This window comes from Maridesulfovibrio salexigens DSM 2638 (assembly GCF_000023445.1).
Taxonomy (GTDB): Bacteria; Desulfobacterota; Desulfovibrionia; order Desulfovibrionales; family Desulfovibrionaceae; genus Maridesulfovibrio; species Maridesulfovibrio salexigens.
On the sequence record NC_012881.1, the window covers coordinates 1,529,044 to 1,553,896 of the forward strand.

Consider the following 24,853-nt stretch of genomic DNA (forward strand, 5'->3'; position numbering starts at 1 on the left):
GGGCATTCCATGCGGAGTGTCCTTTTTTTTGTTGGCAGGCTGACGATTTTTAAGTTTTTGCACAATTATGTAAAATAGCCGCGGAATTATTTTGTCGTTTTACGACTTAAAACGCATAAAATTTAAAAAAATGATAAAATTTTAGAATTAAATTTAACAAATAACGTTTTTGTTGAACGTAACCTCTGGTAAAACTTCTGACTGGACAATTTTATGCATTTGCGGGTGTTAAAATCCTGCGTTTTTTAGAGGGATTTGGTTTTGAGGTTAATAACTTGCCAATATTCTGAGGTGTTATCTTGTTTTAGCAGAATATGGCATGCAAATTGTTTTAGCTTCAGGACCAAATAAAAAACATATGATAAAGGGGTAGTACCAATGTTTGAAGCACCATATTTACTTTTTCTCGGAGATGCTCCGGATGCTCTGGCTGCAAAAATGGCTCAGGGTATTTATGACTGGAGACCTGAAGCTGTTGCCGGACAGTTTCGTATGGAAGAGTGTGGAGCAGATCTTGGAATTAAGGATCTTTCTATTAAAGAAGCAGCTGAAGCCGGAGTTAAGACTCTTGTCATCGGTGTTGTAAACCGTGGCGGTATTATCTCAGAAGGTTGGAAATCCATTCTTGTGGAAGCTCTTGAAGCCGGAATGGACATCGCATCCGGGCTGCATACTCTTCTGCGTGATCAGCCTGAGCTTGTTGAAGCTGCTGAAAAGAATGACTGTTCTTTGCACGATGTTCGTATTCCCACTGTTAAGTATCCCATTGCAAATGGTAAAAACCGCAGCGGCAAGCGTTGTCTTGCTGTCGGTACCGATTGCTCTGTTGGTAAAATGTACACCACACTCGCTATGGATCGCGAAATGAAAAAGCAGGGCCGTAAGTCCACTTTCCGTGCTACCGGTCAGACTGGTATTCTGATCGAAGGTAACGGCGTACCTCTTGATGCGGTTATTGCCGATTTTATGGCCGGTTCTGTGGAATACATCACTCCTGACAATGATGCTGACCATTGGGATTTCATCGAAGGTCAGGGCAGCCTTTTTCATGCATCCTACTCAGGTGTAACTATGGCCCTGATTCATGGCGGTCAGCCTGATGCTCTGATTCTTTGCCACGAACCTACTCGCGAAACCATGCGCGGTCTGCCTGATTACACCCTGCCTTCCCTTGAAGAGCTTCGCGAAATGGTGATGCCTATTGCTAAAGTAGTTAATCCTGATTGCAAGGCAGTGGCCTGCTCTATCAATACTCAGCACATGTCTGAAGATGAGGCTCTTACCTACCTTGCTGAAGTAGAAAAACAGATGGGAATTCCCGCTGTTGATCCTTTCCGTCAGGGTGCAGAACGTCTTATTGAGGCTCTGGGATAATGAAAATCTCGGTAACAAAAGACGTTTTCCCGCTGGCGCAGGTTTTTACTATTGCGCGCGGATCACGCACCGAAGCTGTTGTGCTGCGGGTTGAGATCGAAGAAGACGGTTTTACCGGGCGTGGGGAATGCGTTCCCTACGCCCGCTACAATGAAACCGTTGATTCTGTCACCGCACAGATCGAAGGTTTGAATACTCCTATTACCCGTGAAGAATTGCAGTCTGCACTTCCTGCCGGGGCGGCGCGTAATGCTGTGGATTGCGCTCTTTGGGATCTGGAAGCAAAGAAGGCCGGAGTTCCGGTATGGAAGCTGGCTGGAATCAGCGAATCTACCCCGGAAGTTACAGCTTATACACTTTCCCTCGATACTCCAGAGAAGATGGAAGAACAGGCTGCAAAAAATTCAAACCGTCCTCTGCTTAAAACCAAGCTTGGCGGCGGGATTGAAGATATTGCCCGTATTGAAGCTGTGCGTAGGGGAGCTCCTGATGCCCGCATAATTGTGGATGCAAATGAAGGTTGGACTGCTGACATTTACCGTGAGATGGCTCCTGTGTTGGTTCGTCTCGGTGTGGAAATGGTGGAACAGCCGCTTCCTTCTTCGGATGATGAAGCCCTGCTGGATATTGAAAGAGTTCTGCCTGTCTGTGCTGATGAATCCTGCCATGACCGTGAGTCCCTGCCTGCTTTGAAGGGCAAATATGATATGATTAATATCAAGCTGGACAAGACCGGAGGTTTGACCGAAGCTATCAAACTGCGTGAAGCTGCTTTAGCTGAGGGTTATAAGGTTATGGTCGGATGTATGGTCGGTTCTTCGCTGGCAATGGCACCTGCTGTGCTGGTTGCAAGCGGTGCTGATGTAGTAGATCTTGACGGGCCTTTACTTTTGGCAGAAGACAGGGAATCCCCATTGGAATACGATGACAAATTTGTCTTTCCCCCACAGAGTTCTTTGTGGGGCTAGTAGTTAATCTCTCATATTGGAATAAGTGAAAAAAATGAGTCGTATTGTATACGTAAATGGTGCTTACGTACCTGAAGAAGAGGCAATGGTTTCTGTTTTTGACCGTGGTTTTCTGTTTGCTGACGGTATTTACGAAGTAACTGCTGTTGTGGATGGAAAAATCTGTGAATGGGATGGTCATATCGGTCGTCTGGAGCGTTCTCTCGGCGAAATCGGCATGTCTATGCCCATGAGCGCTGAAGAACTTCTCGAAGTTCACCGCGAAATGGTTAAGCGTAACAATCTCGAAGAAGGTGCTATTTATCTGCAGGTTACCCGCGGGGCTGCTGATCGTGATTTCGTTATGCCCGAAGGTCTTGATCAGACTGTTGTTCTTTTTACTCAAGCTAAGAAACTTACCGGTGCAAAATCCGGTCTGCGTGTGATTTCCGTCCCTGATATCCGTTGGGGCCGTCGCGACATTAAGACCGTTCAGCTTCTGGCTGCTTCTCTGGTTAAGACCGAAGCCAAGAAGAAAGGTAAGGATGATGCATGGATGGTTGAGGATGGCTTCGTAACAGAAGGTTCTTCCAACAATACCTACATTGTTACCAAGGAAGGAAAGATTATTACCCGTAACCTTTCCAACTCCATTCTGCCCGGAATTACCCGTAAATCCGTACTTCGCATTGTTGAAGAACTGGATATGGAAATTGAAGAGCGTCCTTTCACTATTGAGGAAGCCCAGAATGCTGCTGAAGCTTTTATGACCGCTGCTACTTCTTTTGTTACTCCGGTTATTGAAGTTGATGGCGTTGAGCTTAACGGTGGTACCCCCGGTCCGGTAAGCAAGCGTCTTGGTGAAGTTTATATTGAGGAAAGCCGTAAAGCTTCCTGTTAAGAATATTTGCGTAACTTGGGGAAGTTAACGCTCCTGAACAGACAATCGTCTGTGTTTATTGACTGAAAGGCGGTCCGCTTCTTTTGAGGCGGACCGCCTGTTTTTGTTTAAAGTTGCGGTTGGATTTATTGTAATAGTTTTACATGTAATGATGGTAGCTTGTAATATCGGTTAAAGCTATGTTACATTTCAAGTAATGCTTATACGAAATAAATATAATATTTTTTTAGGTTTTAAGTTAAGTCTTAAGCCTTTAGTCTGTTTTCTTTTGTTGTTCTTTTTAGTTTTGTCATATGATTTGGCAATTGCAGCAAATAAGACTGTTGTTGTGGTCAATAGTTATAATCGTGATTTTAAATGGGTAAAAGAGCATAACGGCATTTTAAAAAGAGGTCTTTCAGGTGAGGCCGATGTCTTTTGCCATTATCTTGATTTCAAGAGACTTAGCAAAGAGCAGGCTGAGCGAAATGTTGAGGCTGTTAAAAGTATTCTGGCTGAGCAAAGACCATCGGTCGTTGTTCTTACTGATGATTATGCACTTAAATCTTTAGGTCAATTTCTTGTCGACCGTGACATTCCAGTCGTTTTTTTAGGTATTAACGGTAATGCACGTGGGTACGTGGATAATATCCGTAGAGTCACAGGAGTCTTTGAAAGGCCTCTTGTTAAACGTTCTGTGGCTTATTTAACGGAGATTGTCGGAGCTGGTAAGTATCTTGTCCTTATGGATGACAGTTTGAGTTCAAGGGTTTTTGTGCAGGAGTCCCTTAAGGGGGAGCAGAGTTTTAATGTTTCCGGAGCACATGCGGATATTTTACTTATTCAGGATTTTAGTGATTGGCAGGAAAAGGTCAAAGCAGCTTCTGATACCGGATACTTATGTATAATAATCGGTACTTATCATATTTTTAAAGATAAAAAGGGGAATCATATTCCCAGCACAGAGGTCATAAAGTGGACTTCGGAACATGCCCCTGTCCCTGTTTTTGCTCTTTGGGATTTTTCTGTGGGTCAAGGTATGGCTATTGGGGGGTATGTCCTTTCTGGAATTGCTCAGGGCCGTGAAGCACTGAAAATGGTTAAAAGAATTTTAACAGGCGAAAAGACAGAAAATATTCACCCCGTTATTGGTAAAAGGGGGCAATTGCTCTTTAGCGCTCCTGAAATGAAGCGCTGGAATGTAACTATACCGGATTCGCTGAGCTCGAAGGGATTTCAAATTAAGATAATCCGTTGAGCTCGAGTGGCTAGCTTATCATTCGTGCTGCGGCCTGCGCACATTTCTCTCCATCCATGGCTGCGGATATAATTCCACCTGCATATCCTGCCCCTTCTCCGCACGGGAAGAGTCCTTTGATCTGCACATGCTCCAATGTTTCCCGGTCACGCGGGATGCGTACCGGGGAGCTGGTGCGAGATTCAACTGCCAGTACTTTGGCTTCGTTTGAGTCAAATCCTTTGAATTTTTTACCCAATGCTTTTAATCCGTTGCGCAATGCTTCTGATTGGATAAATGGCAGCAGTTCATGTACCGGAGCTGAATAGGTTCCGGGAATGTATGATGTCTTGGGGATTGATTTTGAGATACGTCCTTCAATGAAATCGTTGACCCGTTGAGCCGGGGCTTGCTGGGTAACTCCATCTCCGGCGGCGAACATGTTTTTCTCCGCAGCCGCCTGATATTTCAAAGCACAGAAAGGATCGCCGGGGTTTTCCAGATCTTCGATTTTAACTTCAGCCACCAAGCCTGCGTTAGCAAAAGGAGCATTGCGCGCGGCAAGGCTCATGCCGTTCAGGACCAGTTCTCCCGGAGCTGTTGATGCCGGGACAATGTAGCCGCCCGGACACATGCAGAATGAGAATACACCGCGCCCCATCGCTTGAGTTGAAATGCGGTAGCTTGCTGCGGGAAGGTTCTCGTGGCGAGGTGACTGATGGTAGAAAATTTTATCAATCAGCGGTTGGGGGTGTTCAATACGTACACCTAATGCAAAAGGTTTTGCTTCAATTCTGATGTCCTGATCGGCAAGGGCGTAAAAAATGTCGCGCGCTGAATGTCCGGTAGCTAAGATTACAGCGTCAGCTTTGATTTCATTACCTCCCGCAATAACTCCGGCCATGCGATCACCGTCAAGAACAAATGAATCCACACGGGTGTTGAAATGTACTTCGCCTCCACAGGAGATGATGTCATCACGCATTTTGCTGACAATACGCGGCAGTACGTTTGAACCGAGATGCGGGTGTGCATCAATACGTATGTCTCCGGGGGCACCGTTTGCAATGAGCAGGTCAAGGATGCGGCCTACGTTGCCTCGTTTGGTTGCTCGGGTGTAGAGCTTGCCATCTGAATAGGTTCCGGCACCACCTTCGCCGAAGCAATAGTTGGAGTCCGGGTTGACCAGTCCTTCAGTGTAGATCTTTTTCAGGTCTTTACGGCGGTCATTCACGGTGCGTCCGCGTTCAATAATGATAGGCTTAATGCCTTGCTCCAGCAGGGTTAGTGCTGCAAAATATCCGGCAGGTCCGGCCCCGGCAATGACGACCTGCTTGCCGTTCAAGGGCAGGGGAGTGAATACAGATTTTTGCGGTTCCACGGTTTCGGGGTCGCCGATAGCAACTTGCAGGATAAAGTGCGGTTTGCGGGAGCGCGCGTCAATTGAGCGGCGCAGAACACGTGTGGAAATATCTTCATTGTCCGGCAGACCGGCGGCCTTAAGAGCTTCTTTGCGGATGGCACCGGGAAGATTGATTTGCTCGGGATTGATTTTGATCTGTACTTTTACCTGTTTCATGGCAGCAGCCCTCTTTAATTATTGAAGTCCGCCTACCTCTACCGACTGATCTGCTAAAGTCAATGTAAATTATGCGGGGCATGGTTTTCAGCTATTTGGCTGATTGTCTTTCGAGAGAACTAAGTTACCACTTTTACATGGAGTTCGGTTGTGAATTGTAATTAAATTGTAAGTAGGCATGTAAATGTCGGTATGAGGAGAAAATAAATGAAAGTAACAGTCGTCAATGGAAGTGCCAGAATAAAAGGTAATTCACATGCTATTGTGAATGCTTTGTGTGAAGGGTTTGCTGAAGATGCGGAAATAAAGTCGTATGAACTGTCTAAAATGACGAACAGCGGTTGCCTTGGTTGCATGTCATGCAAAGGGAAAACTGAGCGTTGTATCATCCAAGATGATCTTACGCCTGTTTATGAAGAGATACACGAAAGCGATGTGCTCGTGTTGGCCAGCCCAGTTTATTTTGGAGATGTTAGCGGGCAGGCTAAAATATTTATTGACCGGCTCTATCATCTATTTGCGCCTGATTTTCATGATGGGTTCGATCCAGAAGGTGGAGTAATTGAAGAGAAGATGCGGAGCTATAGTCGTCTTAAGAGAGGAGTTAAATTTGTGTTTGTCACTTCTCAGGGGGCTGCGATGGAAGATATGTACGCTGATATTCAAGGACGTTACCCATTGTTTTTTAAATATCTTGGATTTGATGAAGTTTACTCAATCCGGGGGCTCGGTGACCCCATTGCTTTCCCCGAAGCCAACCGTATGGAAGATGCTCTGGAGCAGGCCAGAGAGCTTGGTAAACGATTAAGTTTTTAGATTATCGAGGTGTAAGTTGCCTTCAGGCATAGTTGCTGCTTTTGTTAAAAATAGAACAATTGCAGGCAGGTTTTTAAGGAAAATGAAGCCGTCACCACTCTGGTGGCGGCTTTTTGCGTTCAAAAATTGCAGAATTATTATTTTAGGATGTAAAATAAATTGAGATTGTGAAAATAGGCGTAAAGTTTATTTAAATGTGAAAAAAAGAATTAATAAAAAACAGTTGACGAGGTCACTTTTAGGCGTATGTTTTTCTCAACGTCTTTTGAAAAGGAGCTAAGAAATGGCACTTGAATTGTATTTTGCACTTACTTTGTTGTTTTTTGTTTCTGTGAGCGCAGTAGCCGAAGCAGAACAGTATGTTGAGGACAATGTTTTAGTTAAATCAAAAAGAATTAATGGTGTTTTTAAATTGTTAAAGGATAAAATTGCAAAGTTTTATCGTAACGATGATGAATTTTACTGTTTTTTCAAAAAAGATGCATTCGATTTGGATTAGTTGAATTAGAATTGGATTCAACTCGAATACAAAAACCCCGTTCTGGTAACAGAGCGGGGTTTTTGTATTTCTGCTGAAAATTAGTTTGCGGAGCAATGATAAGAGGTGTAATTGTTGTGCTTATTTACTGATAGGATCTCCGTCAGAGAAGGAAATGCTGATGAATAGTCTTCTAAAAATACAGCTTGCGGTTTTTGCCCTTGTCTCAGCTTCTTTTACCAATATCTATCTTCCTCAACCTGTCCTTCCCATTCTGCAATCTGAATTTCAGATCAGTCCTGTGCAGGCTTCATTTGCGGTCTCTTTCGTAATCCTAGGAATAGTGCTCTCCAATCTTTTTTTCGGCTACCTTTCGGATAGGTATCCGGTCAAACCGATAATTTTTGCCGGTGGTGTTTTTGTGGCTGCCGGTGGTCTTATCTGTTCTCTGACCCACGATTACACAGTGCTGGTTGGCGCGAGACTTCTGCAAGGTCTTTTCATCCCTGCTTTGACTACCAGTATAGCTGCTTGGCTGGCTCGAACTCTTCCTGCTAAGCGATTAAGCGTTGTCATGGGCTCGTATGTTTCGGCTACTATTCTAGGCGGATTGGGAGGCAGATTGTTAGGAGGTTGGATTCATCCTCCTCTGCATTGGCGGTATGCATTTGCTACAGCTTCAGTGCTGATTCTGGTCACAACTATTCTGGCTGTATTTATCCTACCTGCAAGCGAAGAGAAAGATATTGCAGATGTTCGTACCAGTAATGGTAAGGAAACATATTTATCATTACTCAAGCGCAAAGAGCTTCTCCTTATATATGCTTGCGGGGCCGGTAGTCTTTTGATTTTTTCCCCGGTTTTCAACTACCTTCCATACAGGCTTTCACATCCACCGTTCGATCTTTCCACTGAGACAATTACCCTGGTTTATCTGGTCTATATTCTCGGTATTTTTTTGGGGCCTCTAGCTGGAAGGCTCAGCGCTCAGTTCGGGGGAGGGGTGATGTTGCTTTCCAGTTCTGTACTTTTGGGTACTTCGCTTTTGTTACTTTTGCTCCCTTCAATAACAGCGGTTGTTTTCGGATTACTGGGAGTTTGCGCAGGCTTTTTTACAATTCATACAGTAGCGGTGGTCCTTTTGAATCGTAAACTGACCTGTAGTCATGGCAAAGCCAATGCTCTGTATGTTTTGTTTTATTATAGTGGAGGCTGGTTAGGGATTACGGGGGCCGGTTTTGCTTATGAATATGCAGACTGGCAAGGTGTGATCACATTTTTAGCTAGTTTTTTGATTATTCCGATTAGCGCAGGGTTGCTTGAGCGAAGGATAGACAATAGATCATAGCGGGTTGATATTTAATATAAAACAGCCCTTTGCGCTGTTAATGAGGCGTGTTTCGTCAGGCGGAAAGGCTTATTTTATATGCGATTGAATTTGCATTCAGTTTGTCTTGTTCAATGAATTTAAGTTGTTATGTTTAAGTAATGAATGTGAATATAAAATGTGAAAAAAAGAATTAAGTGAATCTCATTGACGAGGGGTTTTTTCTGCGTACACTGAAAGTAAGTTCTTAGAAAAAAGAAATCTTAAAAAAGATTTTTGATTGTACTTTTAGTTGTAGGAGCGTTTTTTATGTTTATGTGTTGGTTGTGTGGAATTGCAAGAATTGTTGAAGATGTCTTTTTCGCTAATGCTGAAAAGGCTTGCGTTGTTGTTGAAAGAACCAACCGTGAAAATAAACTAAGAAATCGTTACAACGATAAGTATTAATATTTTTCGATAGTCATTCCTCCTGAGAGATGCAGGCCGTGGTTCGTTGGTGAACCACGGCCTGTCTTTTTTTGTACTAATTAATCACACCCGTGGGTCAACCGAATTACTTCAGCGCGCATACGAGCTTTCGAGTACAAGGCTATTGCGGCTACCGCACGGTCGCATACCGGAAAGACCGGAACCCCGTTTTCAAGCAGCTTGTCTCTTAAAGGATCATATAGCCTGCCGCCATCTACAATTGCGAGTATCGGCTTTTCACTCTTCTTGACGATTTGAATGAGCAGGTTGCCGAGGGAATTCTCGTCTTCCATTGAAAAAGCCGGAATTGTCGGCTCTGCCAAGGTATGCATGGACGGTGAAAGCGGGTCCAGCCCGATTACAATGGAATCAACCGCTGGATCTTTAGCAAGTATTTCAGCCATGCTGGCGTGAATTACATCATTTGATCCTGGGGTGAGGTCCAGAGGGTTCTGGATGGTTACCAGTGCTTTTAGTCTGTTCTTTTCGAGAATCTCATCTATGTTATTGATAGATTCTTCACTGAATCGTGCCAGTTCAATATCATAGTCATCAGACTGAATGGAATCAGCCATTCCTACTGCTTCGAATCCGGCTCCACTGACCGCAGCAAGCCTGTCGCCGCAAATGGTTTTGGTGCTCAGCTTTTCCGCCAGCATGAAAAGGTCCTGAAATTCCTGAAAGGTTCGGGCCACGATTGCTCCGGCTTGGCGTACGCAGCTTTCGCAGACCATGTAATCGCCAGCAAGAGAAGCTGTGTGCCCGCTGGTGGCCGTTTTCCCTTCCGGAGTTCTTCCGGCTTTGTAAAAGACCACTTCCTTACCGTTCATTACTGCCTGCCGTACGGCGGTGCAGAATTCCAATCCGTCAAGATCGTTGAATCCTTCAGCATAGACGGCAATGACGTCCACTTCTTCTGAATCTTTGAAATAATGGATCATGTCGCCAAGGGTCAGGTCAGTCTGGTTGCCCATGGAAATCATGTAAGCCGGATTAAGTTCCGGGCATTGGCTGTAGCGGAAGACCATGAAGGCCCCGCTTTGACTGATCAGTGCTGAACGCTGGTATGGCGCGTTGCGGTCTTTGGGTAGCTTCTCATCTGGAATGAACCATGTATCGTACCCGCCGGGACGAGAAACCACTCCCATGCAGTTTGCGCCGATAAAGACCGGTCCGCCGTCAGCTTCAGCATGTTTTTCATTGATGCTGGCAATGACCTGTTCCGCACGCTCTTTACTATCTTCGGTTTCTCCCATGCCTCCGGGGATGAGCATTACACTCTTGGCGCAGTCCAGTTCAATAACCTTATCTACGAGGTCTGGAACATGCTGGGCGGCAATGGCGACCACCAAAAGATCAAGCTGATGATCCAGTGCATCAAAGCTAGGTACACAGCGCACACCGTCAACTTCGTTACAGCCTTCACGGATAACAACTACGTCTTCCTTTGCGTATCCTTCAGCCAGAACATTATCGAGAATGATCCGTCCGAAGTTCCTGCGGGTGGAGGATACCCCGATTATACCGATTTTTTTAGGATGCAGAAGGTTGTGTATTTTCTCCACAGGACGGGGCAGCGGCATTTGGTCCGGTCTGGAAAAACGACATAAACCGTCCAGAGGAACCATCAGGTATTCGGTAAAAGCAAAGGGGTTAATTTCCAGCTCTTCAATGACGAATTCAGCTTTGGGATTGGAAGGGGAAAAGTATTTACCCATTTCAATAAAGGAATCAAAGCATTCAATAAGCTGTTCATCAGTGACAATCCGTCGCTGTCCGCGAGTGAGACCTGCCAGCTTTTTATATGAGATGGTGTTTTTGAAAAGCTGGAAAAAAGTTTGTCCGTCCACCATTTGTACGGATGCGGCAACAATGGCCTGTCCTTTGCGGAAGCGTTCGGCGTAAAGCTCGGTGTCAGTTCCGCCGAGTCCGGCACTGATGATGGTACCGAACTCTCTGGTCCGGCGCAGGCCTACAATGAGTTCGTTGCCGAAAGAGTCAGAATCCGGGGGCATGAACTGAACCTGTAGAACTCCTCTGAGATCACGGCTGATGGCCTTGATCAGTGCTTCCCCGTGCAGTCCTTTGTATTCTTCAGGTGCATGGTCAGGGTCTCTTTCTATATATGATGCGAAGTTTTCCGGCACTTCATACATCATGCCGCGTACAGCGGAGCGGATCTTTGAGGGTTCTTTTTTTACAATGCGCACTCCTCCAACTTCCGTTTTATGGACGATAGTAGGGGAGACTATTTTCAGTACTGCTTTTTCGCCCGGTATGGAGGTCAGTTCTTCATCGGAAAAACGTGCTCCGCGCGGCAGCAGGTTTGCGGCAGGAGGTGTTTCTGCACCGGAGTTCGCCAGCAGGTTGTATACTTCATATTCAAAAAGATAATCACGTCCTTCATTGTCAGCATTGCCGAACAGGTCGTTGATAGCTTCAAAGCTGATTTCGTTTTCAATAAACATGTGTACTCACTTTGCATGAATTTAAGTTCTGAGCATTGTATGCCATATCTTCTTTAAAGGGTACAAGACGGATTTTGACGTATTTAGGGCATTTTATCAGAAATCAGCGCAGGGCGGACCCGAGTCTTCTGACTCGGGTCCGCCCTGCTGCATATTATGTATTTCGAAGGGGGCGAATGAGGACACTGAATGACCGCATACTTCGTTGAATCGTAGATATCGGACTACTTCACAAGCTGAATTCTCTCCGGGAAATTGTTTTTTACCTAAAGTAAGGAGGCAGTAGTAATGACAACGGACTCCGGTTTTCTGGAGGATGAACAGCTTGAAGCTGAAAAGGTTCGTGAGGAACATCTTAGGATCAACGAACAGTTTCTTTCAGATGTTCGGGCCACATTCAATACTTCGCACGGCAAGAGGGTGTTTACCTTTTTGTTGGAGCAGGGCGGGGTGAATGCGCTTTTGTTTTCCAAAGAGAGCGATATTTATCGCAACGTGGCCGTTCATGATTTTGTTGTTGAAAATGTACTTGGCCCGGTGATCAGTGCCGATGAGGAAATTTACCTTTCCATTATCCGCGAACGGGCTGAACAAATGAGAAAAGAAGAGGAGGAACGAAAATGATGGATTTCCCGGTTAGTGATGATCCGCAGCCGGATCATTACTCTCCACAGGCAAAAATGAAAGACGATCTGCCGGAACCCGTACTTGGCGGTGATGCTTTTCTGGAAGATGAGTTTGCCGGAGAGCAGGATGGACCTGCTGTAGAGGAAGCCGAGCAGTTGTTGGATAATCCGGTTCCCAGTGCGCCGGAAGCGTATGAGCTCAATTATGGCATGCCGGACGGGATAGACCCCTATGTGGACCGTCAGTTCCGGCAGTTTGCTCACGAAAACGGGGTTAGCGGAGAAATGGCCCAGAAACTGGTGGATTTTCATAACTCGCTTGAATCGGCTCGTTATCAGGACCACCAGACTCAGGCTGGCGAGTGGGAGAGACAAACCCGTGCGCTTCCCGGCTGGCACGGAAACAATTACCGCAAGAATATGGGTGTAGCCAATAAGGCTTTGCAGGCTTTTGCTTCTCCGGTTCTTGCCAAGATGATCAGGGAATCCGGCTATTCCTGTCACCCTGAGGTTGTTAAAGCTTTTTACAATGTCGGCAGGCGTCTAACTGAAGATTCCTACGTGGATAGCAAAAGTAATACACCCCGTAAGAAGACAATCGGGGAAATTCTTTATCCCAACCAGCCGATTTAAAAAAGTCTTGTGAAAGATGTGGTGTGTTTTGCGATTCTTAAACCCTTTTGCAAAAGGGGTTAAGCCGCCGGAGGCGAAATTTTGTAACTAAATCACTTAGCGCATCAAATCTCTGAACGCTTAAAGCGTCATATAATTAAGAGCTCCCAAGAGGGCCGAATCTCGTGAGGAGAATTAATTATGGCAACTCTTGGTATGAATGCACTTACCCTTTCCGATTGGAGTGGACGTCTTGATCCTAACGGTAAAGTTTCCGAGATCACGGAAGTTCTGGCCCACACCAACGAAATTCTCGATGACGCTGCATGGGTGGAAGGCAACCTGCCCACCGGACACCGTACCACCGTGCGTACCGACCTGCCCACTGTGAGCTGGCGTAAGCTTAACTATGGTATCAAACCCAGTAAGTCCCGCACCAAGCAGATCGATGATACCTGTGGCATGCTTGAATCCTATGCGGAAATGGATAAAGCCCTTTCCGATCTTAACGGCCATTCTTCCAATTTCCGTACTTCTGAAGAGCGTGCTTTTCTTGAAGCCATGAATAAGGAATTTGCCGACACCTTTGTCTACGGTGATACCGCGCTTGAGCCTGAAAAATTCCTCGGCCTCGCACCGCGCTTCAATTCTCTTGAAGACAAGAATGTCATCGACTTCGGTGGAACCGGTAACAATTGCACTTCTATTTGGATTGTATGTTGGTGTTGTCTTTGAATATCCTTTAAGTTCAGCATGTTATTGTTACATAGATTTTTCGCTTGTGTCCGGTATTGGGTCCATTTCGCCATACTGATTCAAATACTCAACTTCTCCATAAGATTCTGATTTTACATTAAAAATCCTAGGACACATTTGCCCTCGTCTGGATCGTATGTTGGTGTTTATCTCTTAAGGGTTGTAAATTCAAAGGTTTATTGATCGCTGGTTGTGTCCTGTTGTGCGTCCAATGTGTCCGGCTCTTAACATCTTGTATTTGTGGATAATTTTAAAGGACACATGATCCTAGGCTGGGTTGTTTGCTGGTGGTTGTTTGTGAAGGTTCATAAATTCAAGTGTTTACTGGGTGGAGCTGTGTCCGGGAGAGCGTCCAATGTGTCCGTTCTACTTGGATGAATGTTTAGGTTTCAGATTATGTTACTAAAATGATGGCTAATAAGCCGAAGAAATGAGTTATTCTTTGTGCCATGTTTTGAACCGGCCCTAATATATCTTGCCCTGATACCGATCTTTCATGAATTGATGGTTTTGATTCGGCAACAGAAAATGCAAAGTTTGCTGACAGGGCTGATACGATCATTTTAAAGTCTAAATTATGATCAACAAATATATTTATAAATAAGAAGATCAAGGCAAAGAATAATACACCTGCTGAAAATGTTAAACTGAACTTACTATGAATCTTTTCTAAGCTATCAACATAGAACTCATTTCTTGTTAATTTAGGGAATTTTATTAAGGCAAACTCTTTTGCTTTCTCCCAAGGCCTAAAGAGTAATATTAAAGTTAAAATTAAGTGTCCAAGCCAGTCTTTCATTTCAATATTTGCGGCATCAATAGTGGATTCGTCTGATTTATTCATAAGGTATTACTCACAAACAACAAAAGGATTCACGTTACCCTGAATCTTTTCAATCCTTTTAGCACGAACACATTCCCATTCAGATGTCGGGTACATCTTGTCCCAAGCATCCATTAACTTTCTTTGAGCTTTGTTCATCTTATATCGTGGGTATGCCCATTCCATGTATTTATATGTTCGGGCTATCCTTCCACGTGAATTAACGGGAGGTTCAGCTTTCCTGTTATCAATCTTCATCGAACATGATCCGAAGTCAGATTCTTCATCCGGTAACAACGTGAAGTTGTAGTTCTGTCTCATGGCGTTGACTGCACCAATAGCTGGGTAAAGATTGTAAAGATCACTTTGCATGTAGCGGTATTCAGTGTTTGTCTTTTCGGCACATTTGCGACCTTTAAAAGATTTTCCCCGTTTATCCACGCATCTGGCATCGCCTTCGCGCCATTCAGTAAAGGTATGCCCGAAGTTTTCGGCAGGAACGACATGTTCCCATTCGATTTTTTTTGCTCGTTTTTGATATGTTGAAGTTGTGAATCCGGCTGGAGGTGTTACCAGTTTTTTACTGTCGAATTTTGCTCCACAATATATTGTTTCTCGATGATCGAAATATACCTGCTGTTCAAGTAGCTTTTTGGACTTGTTGAATGATTGGATCAAGGTGTTGCCACGATGATTGTTTGAAGATCCAGCACAGCAGATGATCGGGATCAAAAGGAATATTAGTAAAGCTGAAATAAATGATTTTATCTTCATATTAATTTTTCACAACCTCCGGCGTGACAGGAGGGAGGCCGCCCGACGTGGCCAATGAATTCAATCGGTTAGTTCTTAATGATTGCTTGGGTCATGTCAGATGATGCTGAAATTTTACATGATGTTCCTGATCATTTGTGTCCGGTTTGTGTCCTGTATTTTGCCTACGTTGAAATTAATTTTGTTGAGGATATCCGGCTACCCGAAAATTAAGAAAATAGTTAAACTTGTTGGGTTGAGTTTGCATCATACATAAGTCCACTATTCATAGATGTAAGTCTACGGTCTCCTAGTGCGGTCAATAGTTCTGATATCTTATTTTCTTCTGGTTCGATCTTGTCTCCAACAAATTTAAAGTTAAATTTTAATTCTTTGTTGTTGGCTTTTAAATTCTTCATAAATTTTTCTTGAGCATAAAAACCTTTAGCTACAACCTCTGACAATCTTTTTAATCGCATACTGTTGTTTCCAACGTATTTTTTGATCTTTTCACTACTTGTGAGAACACCAAGGTCTATAAGCTCAGTGTAGGCTGAATCTGCAACTTCTAGTAAGTTTTCTTTATAGTCAAATATCTGGGAATATGGATTAAAGTTAATTATGTACTCGATATTATCCATAACGATGACATCAAAGTTTTTGGTAACTCTAAATGAATGATCTTCCTCGAGTTGTTTTAAAGAACCTTCATTTATAAACATGCTTGCGTACGATGTATTTTTCGTCGACCATGTCGCACCGATCCATTTAAAGGCATGGATAAACCCTGATTTTATTTTGAATTTAACGCAGTAGTATTTAGTGTTTTGTAGGTCTTTTAAGTCTGAAATAGAGTTTTGTGCTATAGGAATATTTGTACTTTTAATACGCAAGCTTGCTTTTGATGTTGTGGATTGAAACATACATTGCCCATCACCGGGTACGCACTCAACAGAATAATTTAAAGCTTCCCCTAATGATGAAACGCTTTCACTTAAGGCTTGATTAAAAAAATTGGCTGGCGACTGCTTACCTTTTGTTTCCATGACAACAGGCTTTGCCCGATCTTGCCGTCCACCTGAGTATGATATTTTATATCTCCACAGAGAATGAGTGTCAGCATTTTCTACAGCGTCTTTTAGTGTTTCAAGGTGCATTAATTATCCTTTTGGGTTATGAAAAGAATACCGGAAACATTAACCGCATAGGCTTTTTCATTTATCTCGATTTTATGCTTAGATAAAATGTTATCGGTAACGGTTATGCTGTTATCTTCGTAAGTTGCCTGCATGTATTTGTAGCCTAATATGATCATCATAGGGTTGAAAAATATTGCCCCGCTTTTATAGGATATTGCAAACATTGTTGTCAAAAAAATTAACAAGCTGATTATTTCAAGTTTGTTCCCGATGTCTAATGAGAAGAAAGCTGCGATGTAAGGAACTGAGTAGTTGGCGATGTCAGTGGGGAGTGTTTTTGTTTGGTCGATTTTTATCTCTACCCCGGTACATCTTTCTATCTCATTTAAAATCCAGCATAATATTAGCAATGATACCGCTGGTGTGAATATAATGAAGCAAACTAAAAGAGGATTTTTTACAGGTAGCGAGAATTCAAGTAGGTCAAAATTTCCCCAAAAGTTTGAGGATAAAAGTGAATATAGCTCATGCCAGCTTAATAGGCTTTGATACTTAGTAGAGTCAAAATTTTTAACAACCAAGATTAACGCAAGTGGTAAGTATGAACTAATAAAAATAAAGACCGGGGCTAGATTTCTAAGTTTTGCCATGTTCTTCCTTACCTACACCGCAATATACAATCGTTCCTGAAACCCGACAAAAACATTCCTGATCTCGGCGATGCTTCCGAGTACTGTTTTGGCATCTTGGACGGAGTTGTATTTAAGGTTCAGAAGTTCGGGCAACTTATCGTCATCGAGTTCGTTGATTCCTTCGGATACGTACTCTGCCAGCACGAAGGATAGGAACTCCTGTTGGTTGTTGCTGTATTCTTCGAAGATCAGGTCCTTGCGTTTATCTACTCTTTCTTCCCTGCTGATGGGAGCGAGGGCGAAGGCGATGTAGGCCAGAACATCATACAGGTCACTTTTCTCTGCATTGATGATCGTGCTTAAGTCGCGCAATTGTTCCTGCCCGTAGCCCTTTTCTTCAAGACCGGAGAGCAGTTTCTTTCTTGTGTCCGGTTTACCCCAGAGGTTGCGGAGTTCGTCTTCATCTTTGAACAGTTCGGGAAGATCACCATACATCTGCTTGATAAACTCTGCTGCCGACATGGGTTTGCCTTCGGTGGACCAGAAGGTTGTTGCCATCATATGTTGAATCTGGCGTGATTTACCGTCTGCAAGCTTGATTTTAAGCTTCGTTTTCTTTTCGCAAACACATGGATGTTCGCCGCACTTCGGGCATGGTTGAACTTTCTTTTCGCATACACAGGGAAGTTGACCGCAGATGGAGCATGGTTCAGGCGGTTTGATCTCACATGTGCAAGGATTATTACCACATCTACTACATGGTTCAGGTTCTACTGGTTCACCGTCCCATTCGGGATCATTGAAATGTTCATAAGCTTTTACGAAGTCGTAGATGGTGAAATAATCTTTGCCATCGAATAAACGTGTGCCTCGTCCAACGATCTGCTTGAATTCGATCATGGAATTGACCGGACGCAGCAGAACAATGTTACGCACGTTTCTGGCATCCACCCCGGTGGAAAGCTTTTGCGAAGTTGTGAGTATGGTCGGAATGGTCTTTTCGTTATCCTGAAATATTCTGAGCCATTTTTCACCTTCGGCAAGGTCTTGAGCAACTACACGGACGCAATAGTTAGGATCGGAACATGTTTTTTGCTGATTGATGATGTCGCGCAGGATTCCGGCATGGTGCTGGGTGGCACCGAAAACAATGGTCTTCTGGGATTGATCAATATTATCCATGAAGATTTTAACACGATGTTCTTCGCGGGCTTTAATTTCGATAGACCTGTTGAATTCATTCTCGCCGTACCTTTTGCCTTCCTCAACTTCTCCTTGAATGATCTCATCATCGGAAGTGTAGACGTATTCATCAAGGGTAGTTGCTATCTGAACAACTTTGAACGGGGTCAGAAAGCCATCATTGATACCGTCTTTAAGTGAATATGTATAAACTGGATCACCGAAGTAACCGTAGGTGTCGGCATTGTTGGTGCGTCTGGGAGTTGCTGTTAGGCCAAGTTGCACTGCGGGCGCAAAGTATTCGAGGATGCCGCGCCATGTAGATTCATCTTTTGCTCCCCCACGGTGACACTCATCAATAATGATGAAGTCGAAGAAATCAGGTGGATAGTCACCGAAGTTTGGTGCCGAGTTACCTTCTGCATCGATTCCGCTCATGAAGGTCTGGAATATGGTGAAGAAGATATTTCCGTTCTTGGGAACCATGCCCTTTTTACGAATAGCATCGGGGGATATGCGCACCAGTGCGTCTTCGGGGAATGCAGAGAATGAGTTGTAAGCCTGATCCGCCAGAATGTTACGGTCCGCAAGGAAGAGGATACGGGGGCGGCGTGTGATCTCTTCACCTTCACGCCATTCCTTGATGTTCCAGCGGCTGTGAAACAGCTTCCATGACAACTGAAATGCGATGAATGTCTTACCTGTTCCGGTGGCTAGAGTGAGCAGGATACGGTCTTTACCCGCTGCTATTGCTTCAAGTGCCTGATTGATGGCATTGTGCTGGTAATAGCGAGCTTCCCATGTGCCACCCTTGTCTTCGAATGGAACAGATGAGAAACGGTTACGCCACTCGTTTTCTTCGGCAAATGTTTCGTCCCAGAGTTCTTGGGGGGTGGGAAAAGCATCAACATGGGATTCGGCCCCTGTTTCCATGTCGATGCGGTAGACGGTGTGACCGTTGGTGGAATATGCGAATCTGGTCTTGAGCTTATCGGCGTAGCGTTTGGCCTGTTGCACACCTTCGGTATCGGATAAGGATTCACGTTTGGCCTCGATGACAGCAAGTTTCTGACCTTTGTAGACGAGAACGTAATCCGCAATATCCTGCTTTCCACGTCTGCCACCACCTATCAAACGACCATTGGTGATGACTTCACGTTTGACCCGGCTTTCATCAACTTTACCCCATCCACAGGAAGTAAGGGCCGGATCAATAAGTTCCGCACGAGTTTCAGCTTCATTCCGGTTGCTGTTCATATATCCACCTGAGGTTGAAAATCTATATTTGAGTCGTGTGCATCCTTTTAAAACGTAAAGCTGATATTTGCAAAATAAAAATAGAAATTAAGGTTAGAGTTGAAGAACTTAACTGCTCTGTTTCATAGGGGAAGGTTGCCGGAGAGTGGTGAAGTTGATTTGCGTTAAAGCACTATGGGGCCGCAGCTTTGAATTTTCATGAAGTTATCGGCAGGTCGGGTCGATGAATGGTTATTGTTTGATTCTGGTTACTGACCATCCGTATGCTGCCGGGAGAGTTTTGATGTCACAGGCCATTCTTTTGTCACAACATACTGGCTTAAGCACAGATTTCATTCTTTGGTGCAGGTTCGCAATAAGATTACGACCGTTTCCCCGTGGATCATTGCAATGCTGACCAAGGTCAACAAATGAAACGAAACGTTTTTTTACTTCTGGATCAAGCAGCGCACGGTAGAAATGTTTTAGCTCGGTATCGCCACACATTTTTGCGCAGGTAAGCCCCGCCATAGTGTCGATAAATTTTTCAGATAAAACTCGTGGCAGGTCGCTCACAAGTTCTTTCATTTTTTCGGTTGTTGCCGTGTCGTAATCTTTGACTTCGATAATATACAGAATATTTTCGGGCTTGTTCAGAAGTAACAGGTCAACGCAGCGAACAGAATTAATCTTTTTCTGGATGTCTTTTCTGATCTTGCAGTCTTCGTATACCGAGTATTCCCAATCGTCAGGAAAGCTGAATTCAAGAGTTTTATCAACGATTACTTCCTTACTCATCGCCATACTCCAAAGAAAGATACCGATCACTTTGCTCCAGTTCAGCTTCAAGCGACTGAATGTCGTCAATATCTTCAATGGAATCACCCTGACTTACTTTAACACCGTCCGATGTTTCTGAAAGTCCGAAGAAGCGCAGGTCCGTATCTTTCTGTCGGCTGAGGATGTCCAGTTCACGCATGAGGAATAAGCTATGCGTGGCAACAACAACCTGTATGCCGTAGTCGGCAAGGCTGGTCATGGCCTTTGCTACCAGTTTCAGCAGTTGCGGGTTCAGGTTACTTTCCGGTTCATCCCAGAAGAGTGTGCTGCCTTTAACCAGCGAACCGTTGCGCAGCAGGTGGGCCAGCATACCGACCTTGCACAGACCTTCCGCAACCAGCGGGGCTTCCAGTTCACCTATGGATTCTTTTTCAAAGTAGAACTGGCTGTTCTTCTCGATGAATTTACCACCATTGAAGACATCTTTTTCAATAGTCAGGAGGATGTCTGAAATTTCTTCAAGTCTTTTGCCTTTAAGCGGTTTTCTCCCGAGAGCTTTGGCAAGGTCATAGTATGTGTGGTCAAACGATAGTTCCCGATCTTCAATTGCTTGAGCAAGGCCGGGGTAGATTGTGAGAATTTCTTTTGGCGGGATGTATATGGAGGCTTCAACCCGTACAGTCTGGGACGGTTGGTAATGGGATATGGGTGATCCTGTTTCCGAGTCGAATGAAAACTCTGACTTCGCAAAGTCATCTGGAAAATCGAAAAGAGTTCCCTCCAATTTAGTTTCATATATATTGCTGTCGGTGTTCTGTTTTCGTCCTAGATGGCTGAATCCCATAACTTTAAAAGTATTCATAAGTTTTGAAAAGATCCAACCCCAACCTTTTGCTGTATAGCTTTCTCCTTCCAAACCCATCTGGTATTTTTCCTGACAGATTACATACCCAGCCTTCAACAAATGACTCTTACCAACACCATTCCTACCGATGATGAAGTTGATACCTTTGGAGAAGTTCAGTTCAGCTTCCGAGAAAGCGGTGAAGTTGGTAAGCTTTAAATTTTTCAGCATAATATACTCCCGGTCATTCTTGAGGGCATCTTAAAGAAAAACAGTCCGTTTGATAAGGTAAACATCACAACTCCCCAGCAATCGCCTATTAATTCATTCCGATTCAAAAGTGACAACATCTTTTGCAATTAAATCTTCACGCAGCTGTTGTCCAAGTGGTGGCTGCATCTCATTTAAGAAAAGACAAATAAAATCTAACATTGTGTTCCAGTTAGCGAGAATTTGGGCATGAAAAACGACGATATGGCTACCTTCTTCATTATAGGAATGAAGTGCCACAGGAGAAAAGGACATCAGGTTTGATTGCTCTAGCTCAATCGCGTGTATTCTCTTACGATGTTTGCTTAATTCTTTTAGCTTTTTTTGAATATCCTCGTGAAGGTATCGTCTACAATTGTCACGATTTTCCCAGAGGTTTTCCTTTTCTTTTTCAAGTTGTTGATAGGTTTCAAGTTTATTCGGGCTAAGTACATTTTCAGGTATATACAGCGGTATTCTATGTGCCAAGGAATGACGAAAGTTGTTCAAATGCCTGCACCATGAAGACATTCCTTCGGTTGAGAAATATTTTCGAAGTGGTTCAGGAAGAATCTTTTTAATTTTGGAATTTACTTTCTTGCTTAAAAATGAAGCTTGTCTTTTTTCGCTTTCCGAAATTTCGATTCCTGACATCTCTATACTAACACGGGCGAGGTTTTCGAATGCTCCGTACATATGGATGTAAAACGATTGTAGATAGATAGTAATATCAAGAGCTATGTCTGGATCATCCAATTTACGTGTGTCCGGTGGGCATAGTTCGTAAATACGTTCTATACATCGACGCATCATAACTAGTCTTCTCAAAACACCGTGCGTAATATATTCACGAGCATTTTCTTCTGCTTCAAGGTGAACCACAAGATAATCAGCAACAATGGCCCATGATGGCATTACCCCACTAAAACTTTTGTTTAACTTCGCTAGATCCTCATCTGAATAGAATTGGGAATCAGCCATCACAACTCCCCGGCAAACGCCTTTTGCAGGATCGATTGTTTCAGGTCTTGGAGGTTGGTTAGTTTTTGTTGGTATAGCTGTGTCATCTTGAGATAATTCTGTTTGGCCTCAGATACTTTCCCGACTATGTCTTTCTGTTCTTTTAAAGATGGTAACCTAACGGGTAATTTTTTGATAATTCCCATATTCAAACCAGACATGATTGCGCCTTTCGCCTTAGACGTTAGGAAGCTAATGGCTGTAGGGTGATAAAGAAAGTACGCATGAAGATATTCAGGAAGGCAGATGTCATGATCCAAGGTTATACAACATAAATGCTTAGTATTGATTGCTAATGGGATGTCATCAGGAATGACAGCACATCTTCCACAAGTTCCCATAATAGTGATTATGACATCTCCGGGATGTACGGTATACCTTGATAGTTGTTCATATTTTTCATCAGTGATGAAGCGATGTTTACCCCATGAAAATTCATTCTTCACTGCATTATCAATCCCAAGAACTGCGATCCCCTCATCTACAAATTCTTTATGAAGAAGTTGGCTTCCGAAAGGTCCGGTTCTCATTGATCCTTTTTCTTTTACAGCAAGGTCCGCCACCAGCTTTGATTCCCATTGTTGGGCATCAGGGTCAACAAAAATACTGTCCGCGACAAGCCTTTCAAACAACTCCCGAGCATTGGCAAGGTTCTTCTCGGTGTTGGCGATAGCTTTATCAATGGACGCAAAAGCTTTGTCGAGGATGCCGACTATTCGTTTTTGTTCTGAACTATCAGAAGGAATTAATATCGACTCAGAATGAACGTTGTTCCTGTTTAATGTCGGAACTCCTGCGCCACTGGCAAATCGCTTCAGGTCGATATGTTTCAAAAGATAAAAAATAAACCGGGGGTCATTTCCGAAATAATTTTTAACATAGAGAGTTGTATTTAAGGGCCAGAAATCGTCCTCAATATAAAATAATGAACCTATGCTGCCGCTTCGTCCTGTGACAACTCCGGGACCAGCGACTTTTGGTTCATTATGGGAATCAATACAACCACTAGAGCTTATCAGAGGATGTTCTCCTTTTACTCTGAGTCTTTTAGGTAAATCGAACCCTCTTTGAAGAGTGCAGGATTCACCTAGTGTTTTTTTATCCCATCCTTTCGGCAAAACCATCACAACATCCCCCGCACAACACCCAAAACATCAGCAGTTTCCTTATCAAGCTCCACCATCTCGGCAAGTATCTCTTCGGGACTACGCAGGGGGGCTTCTTCGGGTGCATTGGGATTCTTCACGGAAAGGTCGAAACTCTCCTGATCAACATCCTTGAAATCAACTACCCATGACTTTTCCGATTCCTGCTGATCTTTCTGAAGTTCGATGAATTCTTTCAGATCATCGTCATTAAGCGGATTGGTCTTGCCGAGACTTCTGCCGGGATCAAGCTGGTAATACCATGTTTTACGGGTAGCTGCTCCTTTCTCAAAGAACAGCACAACGGTTTTAACTCCCGCACCGAGGAAGGTTCCACCGGGGCAATCGAGGACAGTGTGCAGGTTGCAGCTTTCCAGCAGTTCCTTTCTTAGCGACTTGGAAGCATTGTCGGAGTTGGACAGGAAGGTGTTCTTGATCACAACCGCCGCCCGGCCTCCGGCTTTGAGGTACTTGATGAAATGTTGCAGGAACAGGAAAGCGGTTTCCCCGGTCTTGATGGGGAAGTTCTGCTGTATCTCCTTGCGTTCCTTGCCGCCGAAAGGAGGGTTGGCGAGGATGATGTCGTAGCGGTCCTTTTCCTGAACATCGGCGAGGTTGTCGGCAAGGGTGTTGGTATGCAGGATGTTCGGGGTATCAATGCCATGCAGGATCATATTCATGATGGCGATGACGTAAGCCAGACTTTTCTTTTCCTTGCCGTAGAAGGTGGAAGTTTGTAGCGATCTGAGCTGATCAACGCTGAGTTTGGCTTCCTTGCCGTCACTGCCGTAGCGCAGATGATCGTAGCTTTCACAGAGGAACCCTGCGGAACCGCAAGCACCGTCATAAATAGTTTCACCGATGGTCGGGGAGGCAACCTTGATCATAGCCCGGATAAGAGGTCTGGGGGTGTAGTATTCACCTCCGTTGCGTCCGGCATTGCCCATGTTCTTGATCTTGGTTTCGTACAGATGGGAAAGCTCGTGCTTCTCCTTCTGGGACTTGAACTGCAACTTATCCATGAGTTCAAGAGCGTCACGCAGGGAATAGCCGGACTGAAATTTGTTTTTAATCTCCCCGAATATCTCACCGATCTTGTATTCAATGGTGTCGGCAGATGAGGCACGCTGCTTGAATCCTTTCAGGTAGGGGAAAAGCTCTTCATCAACATAGGTGATAAGGTCGTCACCTGTGAGTGCGCTGTCATGGTCAAAACTACCGTCTGCGTTCTTCGGTGCCGCCCAGCTGGACCAGCGATGTTCTGCATCAATGATGAACTCGTAGTCGTTACCGCGCAGTTCTTCATCCTCAGCCCGGGCTGCTTCAAGATCATCAAGATACTTGAGGAAGAGCATCCACGAGGTCTGTTCGGTGTAGTCCAGTTCGGAGGAGCATCCAGCTTCCTTCCAGAGAACGTCATCTATATTCTTAAAAGTCTGCTCAAACATTGAAAATCCTTTATTTTGATCCTGCTTATAACAG

22 protein-coding genes are annotated in these 24,853 nt (G+C 44.2%); 10 read left to right on the forward strand and 12 right to left on the reverse strand.

Annotated elements, in window-relative coordinates; translation table 11 throughout:
* The first annotated feature begins 378 nt into the window (after window positions 1-378).
* From dgcN to DESAL_RS07030, 4 genes are all read left to right on the forward strand, one after another.
* Complete coding sequence (dgcN, locus tag DESAL_RS07015) at window positions 379-1,374, forward strand: N-acetyltransferase DgcN (protein WP_015851275.1); 996 nt, start codon at window positions 379-381, stop codon at window positions 1,372-1,374.
* Window positions 1,374-2,342: an N-acetyl-D-Glu racemase DgcA gene (gene dgcA, locus DESAL_RS07020; RefSeq protein ID WP_015851276.1), complete on the forward strand. Its 969-nt coding sequence runs from the start codon at window positions 1,374-1,376 to the stop codon at window positions 2,340-2,342. Before dgcN ends, dgcA begins: the two co-directional genes overlap by 1 nt.
* 34 nt (window positions 2,343-2,376) lie before the next feature.
* The gene (locus DESAL_RS07025; RefSeq protein WP_015851277.1) at window positions 2,377-3,222 is read left to right on the forward strand and encodes a D-amino-acid transaminase; all 846 of its coding nucleotides are present in this window, start codon (window positions 2,377-2,379) and stop codon (window positions 3,220-3,222) included.
* 196 nt (window positions 3,223-3,418) lie between these two features.
* Window positions 3,419-4,459 carry an ABC transporter substrate-binding protein gene (locus DESAL_RS07030; protein WP_015851278.1) on the forward strand — a complete coding sequence of 347 codons (1,041 nt, stop codon included), beginning with the start codon at window positions 3,419-3,421 and terminating at the stop codon, window positions 4,457-4,459.
* 10 nt (window positions 4,460-4,469) lie between these two features.
* Here the strand turns inward: DESAL_RS07030 and DESAL_RS07035 are convergent, their stop codons facing one another.
* On the reverse strand, window positions 4,470-6,017 hold the full coding sequence (locus tag DESAL_RS07035; protein WP_015851279.1) for an NAD(P)/FAD-dependent oxidoreductase: 1,548 nt from the start codon (window positions 6,015-6,017) through the stop codon (window positions 4,470-4,472).
* A 207-nt stretch (window positions 6,018-6,224) separates the two neighbouring features.
* On the opposite strand from DESAL_RS07035, the gene DESAL_RS07040 reads away from it, so the two are divergent.
* From DESAL_RS07040 to DESAL_RS07050, 3 genes are all read left to right on the forward strand, one after another.
* Window positions 6,225-6,833, forward strand: a complete 609-nt coding sequence (locus tag DESAL_RS07040; protein ID WP_015851280.1) for a flavodoxin family protein — start codon at window positions 6,225-6,227, stop codon at window positions 6,831-6,833.
* Between the two features lie 283 nt (window positions 6,834-7,116).
* Window positions 7,117-7,332: a hypothetical protein gene (locus tag DESAL_RS07045; RefSeq protein WP_015851281.1), complete on the forward strand. Its 216-nt coding sequence runs from the start codon at window positions 7,117-7,119 to the stop codon at window positions 7,330-7,332.
* A 160-nt stretch (window positions 7,333-7,492) separates the two neighbouring features.
* Window positions 7,493-8,659 (forward strand): MFS transporter, encoded by a 1,167-nt coding sequence (locus DESAL_RS07050; RefSeq protein ID WP_015851282.1) that lies wholly within the window; start codon window positions 7,493-7,495, stop codon window positions 8,657-8,659.
* Window positions 8,660-9,165: 506 nt separating this feature from the next.
* On the opposite strand, the gene DESAL_RS07055 is transcribed toward DESAL_RS07050, so the two are convergent.
* The gene (locus DESAL_RS07055) at window positions 9,166-11,574 is read right to left on the reverse strand and encodes an acetate--CoA ligase family protein (protein ID WP_015851284.1); all 2,409 of its coding nucleotides are present in this window, start codon (window positions 11,572-11,574) and stop codon (window positions 9,166-9,168) included.
* 288 nt (window positions 11,575-11,862) lie between these two features.
* Here DESAL_RS07055 and DESAL_RS07060 point away from each other — a divergent pair, with 288 nt between their 5' ends.
* From DESAL_RS07060 to DESAL_RS07070, 3 genes are all read left to right on the forward strand, one after another.
* The gene (locus tag DESAL_RS07060) at window positions 11,863-12,198 is read left to right on the forward strand and encodes a hypothetical protein (protein WP_015851285.1); all 336 of its coding nucleotides are present in this window, start codon (window positions 11,863-11,865) and stop codon (window positions 12,196-12,198) included.
* Window positions 12,195-12,833, forward strand: coding sequence for an endoprotease (locus DESAL_RS07065; RefSeq protein ID WP_015851286.1), 639 nt, complete (start codon window positions 12,195-12,197; stop codon window positions 12,831-12,833). Before DESAL_RS07060 ends, DESAL_RS07065 begins: the two co-directional genes overlap by 4 nt.
* Before the next feature lie 180 nt (window positions 12,834-13,013).
* Complete coding sequence (locus tag DESAL_RS07070) at window positions 13,014-13,547, forward strand: major capsid protein (protein WP_015851287.1); 534 nt, start codon at window positions 13,014-13,016, stop codon at window positions 13,545-13,547.
* A 415-nt stretch (window positions 13,548-13,962) separates the two neighbouring features.
* Here the strand turns inward: DESAL_RS07070 and DESAL_RS07075 are convergent, their stop codons facing one another.
* From DESAL_RS07075 to DESAL_RS07120, 10 genes are all read right to left on the reverse strand, one after another.
* Window positions 13,963-14,412 carry a hypothetical protein gene (locus tag DESAL_RS07075; protein ID WP_015851288.1) on the reverse strand — a complete coding sequence of 150 codons (450 nt, stop codon included), beginning with the start codon at window positions 14,410-14,412 and terminating at the stop codon, window positions 13,963-13,965.
* 6 nt (window positions 14,413-14,418) lie between these two features.
* Entirely contained in the window at window positions 14,419-15,165 is a 747-nt protein-coding gene (locus DESAL_RS07080; RefSeq protein WP_015851289.1) for an endonuclease, read from the reverse strand.
* A gap of 221 nt (window positions 15,166-15,386) precedes the next feature.
* On the reverse strand, window positions 15,387-16,301 hold the full coding sequence (locus DESAL_RS07085) for a DUF4868 domain-containing protein (protein ID WP_015851290.1): 915 nt from the start codon (window positions 16,299-16,301) through the stop codon (window positions 15,387-15,389).
* Window positions 16,301-16,933 (reverse strand): hypothetical protein, encoded by a 633-nt coding sequence (locus DESAL_RS07090; RefSeq protein WP_015851291.1) that lies wholly within the window; start codon window positions 16,931-16,933, stop codon window positions 16,301-16,303. The genes DESAL_RS07085 and DESAL_RS07090 overlap by 1 nt, the downstream gene beginning before the upstream one ends.
* A gap of 12 nt (window positions 16,934-16,945) precedes the next feature.
* Window positions 16,946-19,354 (reverse strand): EcoAI/FtnUII family type I restriction enzme subunit R, encoded by a 2,409-nt coding sequence (hsdR, locus tag DESAL_RS07095; RefSeq protein WP_015851292.1) that lies wholly within the window; start codon window positions 19,352-19,354, stop codon window positions 16,946-16,948.
* 231 nt (window positions 19,355-19,585) lie between these two features.
* Complete coding sequence (locus DESAL_RS07100) at window positions 19,586-20,131, reverse strand: hypothetical protein (protein ID WP_015851293.1); 546 nt, start codon at window positions 20,129-20,131, stop codon at window positions 19,586-19,588.
* A complete protein-coding gene (locus tag DESAL_RS07105; RefSeq protein WP_015851294.1) occupies window positions 20,124-21,188 on the reverse strand; it encodes an ATP-binding protein in 1,065 nt (354 codons plus the stop codon). The genes DESAL_RS07100 and DESAL_RS07105 overlap by 8 nt, the downstream gene beginning before the upstream one ends.
* Before the next feature lie 93 nt (window positions 21,189-21,281).
* On the reverse strand, window positions 21,282-22,187 hold the full coding sequence (locus tag DESAL_RS07110) for a hypothetical protein (RefSeq protein WP_015851295.1): 906 nt from the start codon (window positions 22,185-22,187) through the stop codon (window positions 21,282-21,284).
* Complete coding sequence (locus DESAL_RS07115; RefSeq protein ID WP_015851296.1) at window positions 22,187-23,350, reverse strand: restriction endonuclease subunit S; 1,164 nt, start codon at window positions 23,348-23,350, stop codon at window positions 22,187-22,189. The genes DESAL_RS07110 and DESAL_RS07115 overlap by 1 nt, the downstream gene beginning before the upstream one ends.
* On the reverse strand, window positions 23,350-24,819 hold the full coding sequence (locus DESAL_RS07120) for a class I SAM-dependent DNA methyltransferase (RefSeq protein WP_015851297.1): 1,470 nt from the start codon (window positions 24,817-24,819) through the stop codon (window positions 23,350-23,352). The genes DESAL_RS07115 and DESAL_RS07120 overlap by 1 nt, the downstream gene beginning before the upstream one ends.
* Window positions 24,820-24,853: the final 34 nt, after the last annotated feature.